Source organism: Methylobacterium indicum, from assembly GCF_001043895.1.
Lineage (GTDB): Bacteria > Pseudomonadota > Alphaproteobacteria > Rhizobiales > Beijerinckiaceae > Methylobacterium > Methylobacterium indicum.
The window spans coordinates 24,465-39,056 of record NZ_JTHF01000204.1; the positions used below are offsets into that span (position 1 = coordinate 24,465).

Below are 14,592 nucleotides of genomic sequence, written 5' to 3' on the forward strand. Positions count from 1 at the left end.
ATGGTCGGGGTCGCAACCGGCCCCCGGTCCGACACGGGCGATGGAGTGATTTCGACGTGACGCCCGACCGGTCCCGAGGCTAGACTCGCCGTGCCCATTTCTGTCGTCCACGATGTTCGCCCGCGAGGTTCCGATGCCGCCCGCCACCGTCCCGGACGTGACCTTCCACACCCGCGTCAGGAACGACGCCCTCGGCGGGCCCAACCCGTTCGAGTGGAAGGACCTCACCTCCACCGAGGTGTTCGGCGGCCGCAACGTCGTGCTGTTCGCTCTCCCCGGCGCCTTCACGCCGGCCTGCTCGGACGACCACCTGCCCGGCTACGAGCAGCATGCCGACGATTTCGCCGCGCTCGGCATCGATCAGGTGGTCTGCCTGTCGGTCAACGACGCCTTCGTGATGTTCCAGTGGGCACGGTCCAAGGGCATCGAGAAGGTGTTCATGCTGCCCGACGGCAATGCCGACTTCACGCGGCAGATGGGCATGCTGGTCAAGCGCGGCCGCCAGGGCATGGGGATGCGCAGCTGGCGCTACGCGATGCATGTCGAGGACGGCAGGATCGCCAAGATGTTCGTCGAGCCGGGATTTCGCGACGACCCGCCGGGCGTCGGCCTGACGGTCTCGGATGCCGGGACGATGCTCGATTACCTGAGGAGCCGGTAAGGCGACGGGTCAGGCCCGCAGCGCCTCCACGAAGGCCCGGAACGCCGCGCTGGGCTGGCGCCGGCTCGGATAGTAGAGGTGGTTGGGCGGCAGGACCGGCGCCCACCCGGCCAGCACCTCGACGAGCGAACCCGTCGCGATGCCGCCCTCGACGCAGGCGCGCGGCAGGCAGGCGACGCCGAGGCCCGCGAGCGCGGCATCCCGCATCAGCTCGACGTCGTTGGTGACGAAGGCGCCGGGCACAACCCGCTCGAACCGGTGCCCGTCCCGCACGAACTCCCAGAAGTGGATCGTGCCCGACGAGGTGTAGCGGTAGCACAGGCAGCGATGCCGGCCGAGATCGTCCGGCTCCCGCACCCCGCCGTGGGCCGCGAGGTAGGCCGGGGCCGCCACGAAGACGAGCGGCACGGCCCCGCTGACGCGGACCGCGATCATGTCGCGCTGCAGCTCGACCTCATGCCGGATCCCGCAATCGAACCGCTCCGCCACGATGTCGATCAGGCCGTCGTCGACGACGAGCTCGACCGAGACGTCCGGGCAGGCCGCCGCGAAGGCGGGCAGGCGCGGCAGCACGACGTGCACGGCCGCCATGCGGTGCGCATTGACCCGGATGCGGCCGGCGGGCCGGGCGCGGGCGGCGTCCAGGCCGCCGAGCGCCTCCTCGACGGAGGCCAGGGCGGGGCGCAGGCTCAGCAGCAGGTCCGCGCCGGCCTGCGTCGGCGCCAGCGAGCGGGTGGTCCGGTCGAGCAGCCGGACGCCGAGCTTGGCTTCGAGGCTCCGCATCGCATGGCTGAGCGCGGAAGCCGAGAGGCCGAGCCGGATCGCGGCCCGGGCGAAGCTGCCGGCCTCGACGATGGCCGCGAAGACGGCGAGCCCGGACCAGAGATCACGATCCACTGCTGAGAATCCTTCAGCAACCCGTGCGGCCTGCCCGGTCTAATCCGCGGTCCGCCCCCGGTCCATCTCCGGGACAGCCTCCGAGGGACGAGTCCTCGGATTCCCTCGCTCCGACGAGACAGGACCCTTTGCCATGGATCTCCACGCGCTCCGCGCCCTCGGCCGCTCCGGGCTGCTGGTCAGCCCGCTCGCGCTCGGCACCATGACCTTCGGCACCCGGCGCTGGGGCCTCGACGAGGCCGGCAGCCGCGCGGTGTTCGACCGCTACGTCGCCCTCGGCGGCAATTTCATCGACACGGCCGACGTCTATGCCGGCGGCCGGTCGGAGGAGATGGTGGGCCGGTTCGTCGCCGAGGGCGGCCTGCGCGACCGCCTGGTGATCGCCACGAAATCCGGCTTCGCGACCGGGCGGGGCCCGCACGAGGGCGGCAACGGCGCACGCCACGTCCGCGCCGCCCTCGACCGCTCGCTGGCGCGGCTGCGCACCGATTTCGTCGACCTCTACTGGGTCCACGTCTGGGACGGGATCACCCCGGCGGAGGAACTTTTGGAGACGATGACGGCGCTGATCCGGGCCGGCAAGATCCGCTATTGGGGCCTGTCCAACACGCCGGCCTGGTACGCGGCCGAGATCGCCACCCTGGCGCGGCTGCGCGGCCGGCCGATGCCGGTCGGGCTTCAGGAATTCTACGCCCTGGTGGAGCGCGGGGCGGAGCGGGAGCACCTGCCCTTCGCCCGGTCCGCCGGCCTCGGCCTGGTGCCGTGGAGCCCGCTCGCCTACGGGCTCCTGACCGGCAAGTACGACCGTGCCGCGGTCGAGGCCGGCCCGCGGCGCCGGGACGGCGTGCCGAACGAGGCCGCGACGGACGGTGCCGTTCGCCCGGCCGACGACAAGCGTCTCGACGGCGACAATCCCTTCGGCGACCGCCTGTTCACCGCACGCAACTGGGACATCGTCGATGCGGTGAAGCGCGTCGCCGCCGAGGCCGGGGAGACGCCGGCCCGGATCGCGCTCGCCTGGGTGGTCGGACGGCCCGGCATCGCCTCGACCCTGATGGGGGTGAGCCGGGCCGGGCAGGTCGGCGACAATGCCGCCGCGCTCGACATCACGCTCTCGCCCGAGCACCTGGCGGCGCTCGATGCGGCGAGCGGCGGCGGGCCGATGCTCTCCGGCCTGTCGCGGCCGCCCCTGCGCAACCGGGTCGTGTTCGGCGGCGCGGACGTCCGCGGCTGGGGCGAGTAGCGGCTCAGGCCGCCGCGCCTTTGCCCGCCGCCAGCACGATGCGGGCGGCGCTGCGGCTCGGCTCGTCGCCGTCGGGCAGCCGCATCGTCGCGTCGAGGCGGGCGAGCGCCGCCTCCTGCGCCGCCCGGGCCGGGCCCTCGGGCAGGAGGGGCGCGAGCGCCGCCGCCAGGCGCTCGGGGGTGCATTCGGCCTGGATCAGCTCGGGGATCGCGTTCTCGCCCAGGATCAGGTTCGGCAGGACGATCGTCGGCACCTGGATCAGGCGGCGGACGATCACCTCCTCGATCTTCGGCACCTGATAGGCCACCACCATCGGCACGCCGGCGAGCGCCAGTTCGAGCGTCACCGTGCCCGACGCCGCCAGCGCCGCGCGGGCCCGCCGGAAGGTCGCGAGCTTGTCGGCCTCGCCGTCGATCAGCCGCGGACGCACCGTCCAGGAGGCCGCGAGACGCGCGATCAGGGCGCGGTGGCGCGCCACCGCCGGCAATTCGACCGTGAACGGGTGGCCCTGCGCCTGCACCTTGGCGAGGGCGGCACCGAAGATCGGCATCAGGCGCTCGATCTCGCTGCGGCGCGAGCCCGGCAGAACCGCCAGGACCGGTTCGGGGCCTCGGCGTGCCTCCCGCTCCGCCGAGCCCGGGCGCAACTCGCCGAGCCGCTCGATCAGCGGGTGGCCGACATAGGTGCAGGTCGGCCCGCCGAGGCGGCGATGCGCGTCGGGCTCGAACGGGAGCAGGGCGAGCACGTGGTCGATGTAGCCGCGCATGGTCTTGGCGCGCCACGGCCGCCACGCCCACACGCTCGGACTGACGTAATCGACCACGGGCAGGCCGGGCAGCTGCCGGCGCACCCGGCTCGCCACCGCGTGGGTGAAGCCCGGGCTGTCGATGATGACGAGCACGTCGGGACGCGCCGCCACGCAGGCCTGCACGGTCTGGCGGATGCGCCGCATCAGGAGGCGGATGCGGGCGGCCACCGCGAGGTAGCCGATCACCGCCACGTCCTCGAGCGGAAAGAGGGAGGCCATGCCCTCCGCCGCCATGGCGTCGCCGCCGACGCCGGCGAGCGCCAGCGGCCGGTCGGAGAGGGCGTGGAGCGAGCGGATCAGCTTGGCGCCGAGCTGGTCGCCGGATTCCTCGCCCGCCACCAGCCAGATCGTGAGGGGACGCCCGGTCGGGGCCGTGTCGCTCAAGGGGCAGGCTCCGGAGGATCGGGCGGCAGGCCGAGGAGGAAGAGGCCGAGCCGGTCGGCGAGCGCCGCGGTCTCGGCGCGGTCGAGCACCAGGGTGTCGCCGGCCCCGACCGCGATGCCGATGCAGCCGGCCTGCGCCGCCCGCTTCACCGTGCGCGGACCGATCGCCGGCAGGTCGACCCGGAGGTCCTGGCCGTCCTTGGCGCGCTTCACCAGCACCATCGCGGCGGGGGCGCGACCGAGGCCGAAGGGGCGGCGGGAGAGCGCCCTCGCGCGGTCGAGCATGCGGTCGGTCCCCTCCGGCCCCTCGACCGCCAGGACCCGCCGGCTCGCCACGACCGCGGCCTGGCCGACATCGTGCGGGGAGAGGCTGGCGAGCAGCGCCCGCCCGGCCGCCACCGAGGCCTCCGCCGCCGCGTCCGGCCCCAGCGCCCCGAGGCGGCCGACCGGTGCCATCAGCCCGGGGGCGAGGTCGCGCACGCCGAGCACCTGCAGGCCGTGCTCCTCCAGCAGAGCCAGCACGCCGCGCAGGAGGTGGTCGTCGCCGCCGGAAGCGAGCGAGCGCAGGGTCTCGCGGTTGCGGTAGGCCGCGAGCGTGTTGAGGAGGGCGGCGGGGCTCGGCCGCGCCACCGCGCCGGCGAGCGTCACGCCGGCCGGATGCCAGCCGCAGAGGATGTCGAGGGCGCCGCGCACGTCGAGGAGGTCGACCGTGGCGTCGGCCCGCCGCCGGGTCGCCGGATCGGCGAAGCCCCGGATCGCCAGCACGCGGCAGGGACGCCCGACCGCATCCAGGGCGGCGGCGATGAGGAGCGGCAGCCGGCCGGCCCCGGCCACGATGGCGACCGGCCCGGCCGCCTGCGGAGCGGGAGAGCGATCGGCGTGGGCCGCCGCGGCGGCCATCACGCCGGGCCCGGTGCCTCGCGCGGCGTGCAGACCGAGCGCTTGCCGCCCTCGCGGATGAAGGCCAGGATCTCCTGCACGATCGGGTGCTGGTCGAACTCCGCCGCCACGTCCTCGACCCGCTCCATCAGGGTGCCTTCGAGGGCGAAGAGCAGCCGGTAGGCCTTGCGCAGCGCGTGGATCTCCTCGCGGGAGAAGCCGCGGCGCTGCAGCCCGATGATGTTGAGCCCCGACAGGTGGGCGCGGTTGCCCACCGCCATGCCGTAGGGAATCAGGTCGTTCTCGAGGCCCGACAGCCCGCCCACGAAGGAATGGGCGCCGACCCGGGCGAACTGGATCACCGCCGCGCCGCCGCCGAGGATCGCGTAGTCGCCGACCTGGCAATGGCCGGCCAGCATCACGTTGTTGGAGAACACGACGTGGTGGCCGACCCGGCAATCGTGGCCGACATGGCTGTTGGCGAGGAACGCGCAGGAATCGCCGACCGTGGTGGCCAGCCCGCCGCCGGCGGTGCCGGGGTTCATCGTCACGCCCTCGCGGATCTGGCAATCGGCGCCGATCGTCAGGGTCGAGTCCTCGCCGCGGAACTTCAGGTCCTGCGGCGGGTGGCCGATCGAGGCGAAGGGATAGATCCGGGTGCGCGGGCCGACCGTGGTGCGGCCGGCCACGACGACGTGGCTGACGAGCTTGACGCCGTCGCCGAGCGTGGCCTGCGGCCCGACATGGCAGAACGGCCCGATCTCGACGCCGGCGCCGATCACCGCGCCGTCCTCGACCACCGCGCTCGGGTGGATGCGGGTCTCCGGCAGATCGGCCGTCCGGGCCTCGCTCGTCTGGCTCTCGCTCATTCGGTCACCAGCATCGCGCCGATCTCGGCCTCGGCCACCAGCACGCCGTTGACCTTGGCCTCGCCCTTGAACCACCACATGAAGCGGCGATTGCTGGTCTTGCGCATGTGGTACTCGACCACGTCGCCCGGCACGACCGGCTTGCGGAACTTCGCCTTGTCGATGGTCATGAAGAAGACCTTGCTCGGCTTGGTGTCGCCCTTGAGCTTGTGGGCGCAGCAGATCGCGCCGGCAGTCTGAGCCATGCCCTCGATCAGCAGCACGCCCGGGAAGACCGGGGCGGCCGGGAAGTGGCCGGTGAAGTGCGGCTCGTTGATCGTGACGTTCTTGATGCCGATGCAGCTCTCGTCCCGATCGATCTGGACGATCTTGTCGATCATCAGGAACGGGTAGCGGTGGGGCAGAAGCTCCATCACCCGCAGGATGTCGGCCGTGCCCAGCTCGGCAGGCATCTCGGTCATGGTGTCTGGCTCCCTCGTGGCGGTCCCGGAGACGCTCCGGTCATCGGTGCGTCGTCTTTGGCGAGAAGCGGCGCGGATGCAAGCGATTTGCGGCGGGAGCGCGGCGGAGGCGTCGTCCCCGGCGGCCCGGCCGCGACGTCCGGCGCCTCAGCCCTCGCCGCCCTCGTCGCGCGCGCGCGCCGCGAGGTGCTTGAGCGTCGTCATCTCGCGGAACCACTCGCGCACGGGCTTGGCCGGCGTGCCGCCCCAGCGCGAGCCCGCCGGCACGTCCTTGTTGACGTTGCTCGATCCGGCGATCTGCGCGCCCATGCCGATGCGCAGATGCCCCACCACGCCGACCTGGCCGCCGAGCACGACGTAATCCTCGAGCGTGGTCGAGCCCGAGATGCCGACCTGGGCGACGATCACGCAGTGGCGGCCGATGACGACGTTGTGGGCGATCTGCACGAGGTTGTCGATCTTGGTGCCCTCGCCCACCACCGTGTCGCGGCTCGCGCCGCGGTCGATCGTGGTGTTGGCGCCGATCTCGACGTCGTCCTGGATGATCACCCGGCCGACCTGCGGCACCTTGAGATGGCCGCCCGGCCCCATGGCGAAGCCGAACCCGTCCTGGCCGATGCGGGCGCCGCCATGCACGATCACCCGATTCCCCAGGAAGGCGTGCAGCACCGAGGCCCCGGGACCCACCGCGCAACCCCGCCCGATCCGCACCCCCGGACCGACGACGCAGCCCGCCGCCAGCACCGTCTCGGCGCCGATCTCGGCCTCCGGCCCGATCACCACGCCGGGATCGACCACCACCCCGGGTTCGAGCCGGGCGGTCGGGTGGACGAAGGAGCCGGGCGAGATCCCGGTGGCGCCAAACAGCGAGGTCGGACGCGCCGCGCTCGGAAACAGCCGGGCCAGCACCTTGGCGAAGCCCCGGTAGGGCTGGGGCGTCACGAGGGCGACCGTGCCGGCGGGCACCCGGGCGGAGAAGCGCGGAGAGACCAGGCAGGCGCGGGCGCGGGTCGCCGCCAGCGCGTCGCCGTACTTGGCGTTGTCCATGTAGGCGAGGTCGTCGGGCCCGGCGCTCTCGAGCGGGCTCGCGGCCCGGATCACCGCCTCGCCGTCGACCTCCGGCGGCAGGGTCGCACCGGCGAGCGCCGCGATCTCGCTCAAGGAGACGGGGCCCGAGAGGGGAAAGAAGACCGGTTCCGACATCGCCTGCATCCGCTGGGGCCGGGCGCGCCGGGGAGCCGGCCTGTCCCGTCCTCGTCGAGGGGAGGGCGCCCGGACTAGCGGCATAATCGGGTGGGTACAAACGAAAACGGCCGCGGGGCTGGATGCCCGGCGGCCGTCTGTCCGGAAGGGGCGCCGGCGGCGCCCCCGCGATCGGTCTTAGAAGCGCGAGCCGCCCGAGAAGCGGAACGCCTGCGTCTGGTCCTTGCCGACCTTGCCGAAGTAGGTGCCGTCGGCGCCGAAGAACTTCTGGCCCTCGTCCTTGGTCAGGGCGTAGGCGTAGTCGAAGCGGATCGGGCCGAGCGGCGAGTTCCACAGGATCGAGGCGCCGACCGACGAGCGGATCGTGGCCTTGTCGCGGACGTTCACGCATTCCGGCTCGACGCCGATGGTCGAGGCGTTGAAGTTGCACGCGCCGAGCGGGCTGGTGCCGTTGATGAAGCCGTCGCCGTTGACGTCGAAGGCGCGGCGGCCCTTGTAGCCGAACAGCGTACCGGCATCGGCGAAGACCGCGCCCTTCAGGCCCAGATCCCGGGGCAGGCCCCAGATCGGGAACTGCACCTCGACCGAGGCGCCGACATAGGTGGTGCCGCCGATCGCGTTGGAGCGGGCGTCGCCCGAGCCGACGTCGCGCGGGCCGATGCCGTTGGGCGCGAAGCCGCGCACCAGCGACGGGCCGAGGAAGAACTGGTCGGTGACGCGGAGCGAGTTGCCCTCGGTCGGCTGGACGTGGCCGCCCTGGAACTTCACGAAGCCGACGACGTCTTCCCACAGCTCCTTGTAGTAGCGGGCCTCGCCGGTGACGCGGAAGAACTTCGAATCGCCGCCGATGCCCGCGTATTCCGGCTTGATCTCGCCGTAGAAGCCGTTGCGCGGCAGCTGCAGGTTGTCGAGGGTCGAGTAGGCGAGCGTCACGCCGGCGAGCGAGGTGAGGGTGGAGCCCACCGCCTCCTTGAGCGCGATCGAGGCCTCGCCGTCATAGGCGCAGTTCGGGTACTGGGCCAGGCCGCCGACGTTGCGGCCGTTGAGGATCGTGCCCGGATCGTAGGTCTTGGTGTAGCCGGGGATCGGGAACGAGCAGTCGTTGTACGGCCGCTTGAGGGTGTTCGGGATCTTCAGGTCGGTGTTGTAGATCGAGTAGCGCAGCGTGATGCCGAAATCCTCGGTGATCGGCAGGCCGAGGCGGAGCTGGCCGCCGACCACGTCGGTCACGTAGCGCGAGTAGCGGGTCTGGTCGCTGTACTTGTTGAAGACGTCGAAGCCGGCCGCCAGGCGGTAGCCGAGGAAGTACGGCTCGGTGAACGAGAAGTCGACGCCGCGGGTGTACTGGCCGGCGGTACCGGCGAGGCGGACGTACTGGCCGCGGCCGAGGAAGTTCGACTCCGAGACCGAGACCTCGCCGATGATGCCGTCCGCCGTCGAGTAGCCGCCGGCGACCGAGAACGAACCGGTCGGTTGATCCTCGACATCGATGTTCACGACGACGCGGTCGGGGGCGGAGCCGGGCTCGTTGGAGAACCGCACCTTCTTGAAGAAGCCGAGGCCGTTCAGGCGCCGCTCGGCGCGGTCGACGAGGACGCGGTTGTAGGCGTCGCCCTCGGTGAGGTCGAGCTCGCGCCGCACGACGTAGTCGCGGGTGCGGGTGTTGCCGCGCACGTTGATGCGCTCGATGTAGACCTTCGGGCCGTCCTCGACGATGTAGCCGAGGGCGACGGTGCCGGTGGCACGGTCGCGCTCGCCGGTCGGGCGGACCTGCGCGAAGGGATGGCCGGACCGAGCCACCGACGTCGTGACGCCGGTCAGCGTCTTCTCGACGTCCTCGGCGTTGTAGACGTCGCCGACGCCGGTGCGCAGCTCGTCGCGCAGGACGGTGCCGTCGACGCCCGGGATGCGGGAATCGACCGAGACCGCGCCGACGCGGTACTGCTGGCCTTCCTCGACCGTGATGGTGATGATCCAGCCGCCGGCCGCATCATCGTAACGCGAATCCGCCGAGGCGATCCGGAAGTCGGCATAGCCGTTCTTCAGGTAGTAGCGGCGGATCAGGTCGAGATCGTTGGCGAGCCGGTCGGGATCGTAGACGTCGGAGGTCTTGACGAAGCTGAGGAGGTTCATCTCCGACAGCGTCATCAGATCCTTCAGCCGGCCGTCCGAGTAGACGTGGTTGCCGACGAACTTGATTTCCTTGACGCCGGTCTTGTCACCTTCCTCGATGGTGTAGACGACATCGACGCGGCCGTTCGGCAGGTCGACGGTGCGAACCGAGACCTTGGCCGAGCCGCGGCCGGCGCGACGGTACACCTCGCGGATGCGCTCGAGGTCGGAGTTGACCTGCGCCTGGCTGTAGGGCCCGCGCGACTTCGACTCGACGATGCTCTCGAGCGTCCCCTTCTCGACCTTCTTGTTGCCCTCGAAGAAGACGCGGTTGATCGTGTTGTTCTCGCGCACCGAGACGACGATGCGGCCGCCGCTATGCGAGACCCGCACGTCCGAGAACATGCCGCTGGCGATCAGGTTGCGGCGGCCCTCCTCGGGCGACACGCCGACCACGTAGGAACGGACCGTATCCGGGTCGATCCGGGAATTGCCCTGAACGACGATCTGCTGCGCGAAGGCGCTGCCGCTGGCGGCGATGGTAGCGGCCATGACAATGGCGCCCTTCGCCGACGCACGCCGGCGCTTACCCGTCATCGACATCATAAATGGCCCGTCTCATTTTTTGTCGGCACGGGTTTGCACCCGCAGACGATCGAACTCTCACGAGGTCGAAGTCCCCTGGTCCTAGCCCTGCTTCTATCGGGAATCCCCGGCGACGCAAACGCCACGCTCCCGACCTACCGGGATTTTGCCCAGACGTTGCCTTCCTGTCACGGCCCACGGCCACGCTTTTCACAGGGCAGGGTCAGCGCGCGGTGAACGGCGCACCGAGGCGAAAGCCCCGGAATGGAACGCTTTTTATGAAAATTGTGTGGATTCGCCAAAACGCCGCCCGCGCTCGCGCGCGGACGGCGTGCCCCTGGGGGAGGGGAGGCCTCAGGTGCCGCGGTTGAAGGCGGCGCCGATGTGCAGGATGTCGTTCCAGGTCGCGAACAGCATCAGCATCAGCACGAGCGCGAGACCGATGCGGAAGCCGATCTCCTGCGCCCGCTCGCTCAGGGGCCGGCCGCGGACGATCTCGACGGCGTAGAACATCAGGTGCCCGCCATCGAGCATCGGCACCGGAAACAGGTTGATGAGGCCGATCGAGACCGACAGGACCGCGATCAGCCCGACGAGCGCGCCGATGCCGCCGACCTTGGCGGCCTGGCCCGACACCCGGGCGATGCCCATCGGCCCCGAGAGCTGGTCGGCCGATTCGCGCCCCGTGATCAGCTTGCCGATGTAGCTGAAGGTGCGGTCGACGACGAAGTAGGTCTCGGTCACGCCGATCTTCAGCGAGTCGAGGGCGCCGTACTGCACCAGCTTGACGTCGGCGGCGTCGCGCGGGCCCTGGATGCCCAGCCGCCCGATGCGCTGGGTGCCGAACGGGGTCTTGTCCTCGTAGACGTCCGGCGTCGCGGTGAGCGGCGTGGTGACGCCGCCGCGCTCGACCGTGAAGTCGAGCCGGTCGCCGGCGGCGCCCGAGACGGTGCGCTGCATGTCGGCGAAGTTGTGGATGGCGCTGCCGTTGATCGTCAGCACGACGTCGCCGGCCTGGAAGCCGGCCCGCTCGGCCGCGCTGCCCGCCTGCACCGCCGAGACCCGCGGGGCCACCTCGTAGCGGCCGGTGGCGTAGACGGCGCCGGCAAAGACCGCGATGGCGAGAAGGAAGTTGGCGACCGGGCCCGCCGCCACGATGGCGACCCGCTTCCAGACGTTCTGGGCGTGGAAGCTGATCGCGTGATCGGCCGGGTTCATCCGCGCCATGGCGCTCGGGTCCGGCACGCTGGCGCCGTTCATGTCGCCGACGAACTTGACGTAGCCGCCGAGCGGGATCGCCGAGAGCTTCCAGCGGGTGCCGCGACGGTCGTTGAAGCCGACGATCTCGGGCCCGAAGCCGATCGAGAAGCTGGTCACCCCGACGCCGCACCAGCGCCCGACCAGAAAATGGCCGAGCTCGTGGATGAAGACCACGACGGTCAGGACGAACAGGAACGGCACGATGTAGCCGAGCAGGTTCGTCGTCGCGCCGCCGACGACGTTGAGCAGATCCATGGTCACCTCGATGCGGCGCGGCGGACCCTCTCCGGTCCGATCCGGCCACCTTGCCGATCGTCACTCATACAGAGTCCACGGGCCTGCGAACAGGCCGCGCGTCGACCGAGGGTTAACTTAACGGAAGCTTGACGCTCCCTCAGGCCGCGAGTGCCGTCGTGCTCCAGCCACGCACCTCGGCGTCGATGGCGAGCGCCTCCTCGACATCGGCGGGGGCTTCCGGGAAGCGAGCCGCGAAATGCTCGCAGGCCCGCTCGACCAGCGCGGCGATGTCGTAGAAGCCGATGCGCCCGGCGATGAAGGCCGCGACCGCGATCTCGTTCGCGGCGTTCATCACCGTCGGCTGGGCACCGCCCGCCGCGAGCGCGGCCTTGGCGATGCGCAGGCAGGGGAAGCGCTCCTCGTCCGGGCGCTCGAAGGTGAGGCTGCCGACGCTTGCGAGGTCGAGGGGCTTGCCGCGGGCGATCGACAGGCGGTCGCCCAAGCCCAGGCAGTGCGAGATCGGCACCCGCATGTCGGGGACGTAGAGCCCGGCCGTGACCGCGCCGTCGCGCCAGGTGACGAGGGCGTGGACGATCGATTGCGGATGCACCACGGCGTCGAGACGCTCGGCCTCGATGCCGAACAGGTGGTGGGCCTCGATCAGCTCCAGCCCCTTGTTCATCAGGGTGGCCGAATCGATGTTGATCTTCATGCCCATCGACCAGGTCGGGTGGGCGGCCGCGTCCGCGGCGCTCGCCGCGGCGATCCGCTCGCGGGTCGCGGTCCGGAACGGCCCGCCGGACGCCGTGATGGTCATCCGGGTGATGTCGTCGATCCGCCCGGTGCCGATCGACTGCTCCAGCGCGTTGTGCTCGGAATCCATCGGCAGCAGGCGGGCGCCGTATTTTTTCGCGTCGCGCATGAAGGCGTCGCCGGCGCAGACCAGGCTCTCCTTGTTGGCGAGCGCCACGGTGCGGCCCTGCCGGATCGCCGCGCAGGTGGGGCTCAGGCCCGCCGCCCCGCTCACCGCCGCCACGACGATGTCGGCCTCGCGCGTTGCCGCCTCGATCACCGCCGAGGGACCGGCGCCGCAGGCGATGCCGGAGCCCGACAGCGCGTCGCGCAGCGCCGGGCCGGCCTCGGGATCGGCGATCGCCGCGAACTCGGCGTTCAGCTCGCGCGCGACGCGGGCCAGCGCCTGCGCGTCGCGGCCGCCCGCCACGGCACCGACCCGGAAGCGGTCCCGGTGCTGGTCGAGCAGGTCGGCAGTGGAGCGCCCGATCGAGCCGGTGGCCCCCAGGACGGAAACGGTGAGGGTCATGGATGTCCCGTGAGAGTGAGGCCGGCGAGCAGGAGCCCGGCGAGGAGCGCGACGGCGAAGAAGCCGTCGAGGCGGTCCATCACGCCGCCATGGCCCGGGATCAGGCGGCCGGAATCCTTGGCGCCGTAGGCGCGCTTGAGGGCCGATTCGGCGAGGTCGCCGCCCTGGCTCATCACCGAGGCGATGGCCGACAGCGCGCAGGCCAGCGGCAGCGACAGCGCCTCGGTGGCGCCGAGATGGCGCGCGCCCGCCGCCACCGCGCCGCCGACGATCGTCGCGCCGACGAGTCCGCCGCAGAAGCCCGACCAGGTCTTCTTCGGGCTCACCGCCGGCCACAGCTTCGGCCCGCCGAGCGACCGGCCGGTGAAGTAGGCGGCGATGTCGGTGGTCCAGACCACCCCGAACAGCCAGAGCGGGCCGGCGAGCCCGATGCGGGGATCGTCGCGCAGGAGCACCGGCACCAGGGCGACGACGAGGGCGCAGGCGAGGCTGGCGGGCGCCCAGATCCGGCCCGCGGCCGGCCGGGCGAGGAGCGCGAGGGCCGCGAGGCCGAGCGCGACGGTGCCGACGAGCCAGGGCGTCGCGACCGGCAGCCGCGCGCCCGCGACGACGCCGAGGAGGACGAGGCCGGCGATGGCCAGAAGCGGTCGGTGCGGCGCGGTCCGGGTGATGGCGAGCCATTCGCCGACGATGGCGAGGCCGGCCAGGAACCAGACCACCGCGAAGATCCAGCCGCCGTTGAGGGTGGCGCCGAGCACCAGGAGGCCGAGCACGATGCCCGACACCGTGCGGGCGCCGAGTTCCGTCGCCGGCCAGCCCGGCCGCGCGCCCGGGAGCTTCGTTCCGTCGGAGCCCGCCATCAGCCCGCCCGGGCGCTGAGGCCGCCGAAGCGGCGGTCGCGATTCTGGAACTCGCCGATCGCGGCGAGGAAGGTGGCGTGATCGAAGTCCGGCCAGAAATCCGGTACGAACACGAATTCCGAGTAGGCGGTCTGCCAGGTCAGGAAGTTCGAGACCCGCTGCTCGCCGGAGGTGCGGATCACGAGGTCGGGATCGGGAATGCCGTGGGTGTCGAGTGCCCCCGTCATCGCCGCGGCGTCGATCGCCTCGGGCGAGAGCCGCCCCTCGGCGACGGCGCGGGCGAGGTCCCGCACGGCGCGCAGGATCTCCTGGCGGCCGCCGTAGTTGAACGCCACCACGAGCGTCAGCTTGGTGTTGCGGGCGGTGCGCTCCTCGGCCTCGCGCAGGAGGCCGGCGATGTCCCCCGGCAGGCCGTCGCGCTCGCCGATGATCCGCACCCGCACGCCGTTGGCGTGCAGGTCGGCGAGGTCGCGGCGCACGAACAGCTTGAGCAGGCCCATCAGGTCGGCGACTTCGGCGGCGGGCCGGCGCCAGTTCTCGGACGAGAAGCTGTAGATGGTGAGGTAGGGGATTCGCAGGTCGATCGCCGAGCGCACGGCCCGGCGCACCGCCTCGACGCCGCGGCGGTGGCCCTCGACCCGCGGCAGGCCGCGGCGGGCGGCCCAGCGGCCGTTGCCGTCCATGATGATGGCGACGTGCGCCGGCATCGTCCCGGGATTCACGCCGCCGGCTTCGGGACACGCCCCGTCCCGGCCCTCGGCCCGGCCTGCGTCCAGCAGGGTCACCGTCTCGCTGTCGCCTGCCATGCTGGCC

The 14,592-nt window shown here is 71.8% G+C and carries 13 protein-coding genes; 2 read left to right on the forward strand and 11 right to left on the reverse strand.

The window, feature by feature from the left end:
* The first annotated feature begins 133 nt into the window (after nt 1–133).
* Nucleotides 134–661: a peroxiredoxin gene (locus QR78_RS22780; RefSeq protein ID WP_048429902.1), complete on the forward strand. Its 528-nt coding sequence runs from the start codon at nt 134–136 to the stop codon at nt 659–661.
* Between the two features lie 9 nt (nt 662–670).
* Here the strand turns inward: QR78_RS22780 and QR78_RS22785 are convergent, their stop codons facing one another.
* Nucleotides 671–1,558, reverse strand: coding sequence for a LysR family transcriptional regulator (locus tag QR78_RS22785; protein WP_048429866.1), 888 nt, complete (start codon nt 1,556–1,558; stop codon nt 671–673).
* A gap of 133 nt (nt 1,559–1,691) precedes the next feature.
* Between QR78_RS22785 and QR78_RS22790 the strand changes: the two genes are divergently transcribed.
* Nucleotides 1,692–2,801: an aldo/keto reductase gene (locus QR78_RS22790; protein ID WP_048429867.1), complete on the forward strand. Its 1,110-nt coding sequence runs from the start codon at nt 1,692–1,694 to the stop codon at nt 2,799–2,801.
* A 4-nt stretch (nt 2,802–2,805) separates the two neighbouring features.
* Here the strand turns inward: QR78_RS22790 and lpxB are convergent, their stop codons facing one another.
* The 10 genes from lpxB to QR78_RS22840 all read right to left on the reverse strand — a co-directional run bounded on the left by lpxB (nt 2,806) and on the right by QR78_RS22840 (nt 14,585).
* Complete coding sequence (lpxB, locus tag QR78_RS22795; protein ID WP_048429868.1) at nt 2,806–3,993, reverse strand: lipid-A-disaccharide synthase; 1,188 nt, start codon at nt 3,991–3,993, stop codon at nt 2,806–2,808.
* A complete protein-coding gene (locus tag QR78_RS22800; RefSeq protein ID WP_048429869.1) occupies nt 3,990–4,892 on the reverse strand; it encodes an LpxI family protein in 903 nt (300 codons plus the stop codon). Before QR78_RS22800 ends, lpxB begins: the two co-directional genes overlap by 4 nt.
* Nucleotides 4,892–5,740 (reverse strand): acyl-ACP--UDP-N-acetylglucosamine O-acyltransferase, encoded by an 849-nt coding sequence (gene lpxA / locus QR78_RS22805; RefSeq protein WP_048429870.1) that lies wholly within the window; start codon nt 5,738–5,740, stop codon nt 4,892–4,894. The genes QR78_RS22800 and lpxA overlap by 1 nt, the downstream gene beginning before the upstream one ends.
* On the reverse strand, nt 5,737–6,192 hold the full coding sequence (gene fabZ, locus QR78_RS22810) for a 3-hydroxyacyl-ACP dehydratase FabZ (protein ID WP_420865479.1): 456 nt from the start codon (nt 6,190–6,192) through the stop codon (nt 5,737–5,739). Before fabZ ends, lpxA begins: the two co-directional genes overlap by 4 nt.
* A 156-nt stretch (nt 6,193–6,348) precedes the next feature.
* Nucleotides 6,349–7,404, reverse strand: a complete 1,056-nt coding sequence (lpxD, locus tag QR78_RS22815; RefSeq protein ID WP_048429903.1) for a UDP-3-O-(3-hydroxymyristoyl)glucosamine N-acyltransferase — start codon at nt 7,402–7,404, stop codon at nt 6,349–6,351.
* Between the two features lie 177 nt (nt 7,405–7,581).
* Nucleotides 7,582–10,122, reverse strand: coding sequence for an outer membrane protein assembly factor BamA (bamA, locus tag QR78_RS22820; protein ID WP_048429872.1), 2,541 nt, complete (start codon nt 10,120–10,122; stop codon nt 7,582–7,584).
* Nucleotides 10,123–10,455: 333 nt separating this feature from the next.
* Nucleotides 10,456–11,616, reverse strand: coding sequence for an RIP metalloprotease RseP (gene rseP, locus QR78_RS22825; RefSeq protein WP_048429873.1), 1,161 nt, complete (start codon nt 11,614–11,616; stop codon nt 10,456–10,458).
* A 139-nt stretch (nt 11,617–11,755) separates the two neighbouring features.
* Complete coding sequence (gene dxr / locus QR78_RS22830) at nt 11,756–12,919, reverse strand: 1-deoxy-D-xylulose-5-phosphate reductoisomerase (protein ID WP_048429874.1); 1,164 nt, start codon at nt 12,917–12,919, stop codon at nt 11,756–11,758.
* The gene (locus QR78_RS22835) at nt 12,916–13,779 is read right to left on the reverse strand and encodes a phosphatidate cytidylyltransferase (protein WP_048429875.1); all 864 of its coding nucleotides are present in this window, start codon (nt 13,777–13,779) and stop codon (nt 12,916–12,918) included. Before QR78_RS22835 ends, dxr begins: the two co-directional genes overlap by 4 nt.
* Nucleotides 13,779–14,585 carry an isoprenyl transferase gene (locus tag QR78_RS22840; protein WP_082171811.1) on the reverse strand — a complete coding sequence of 269 codons (807 nt, stop codon included), beginning with the start codon at nt 14,583–14,585 and terminating at the stop codon, nt 13,779–13,781. Before QR78_RS22840 ends, QR78_RS22835 begins: the two co-directional genes overlap by 1 nt.
* Nucleotides 14,586–14,592: the final 7 nt, after the last annotated feature.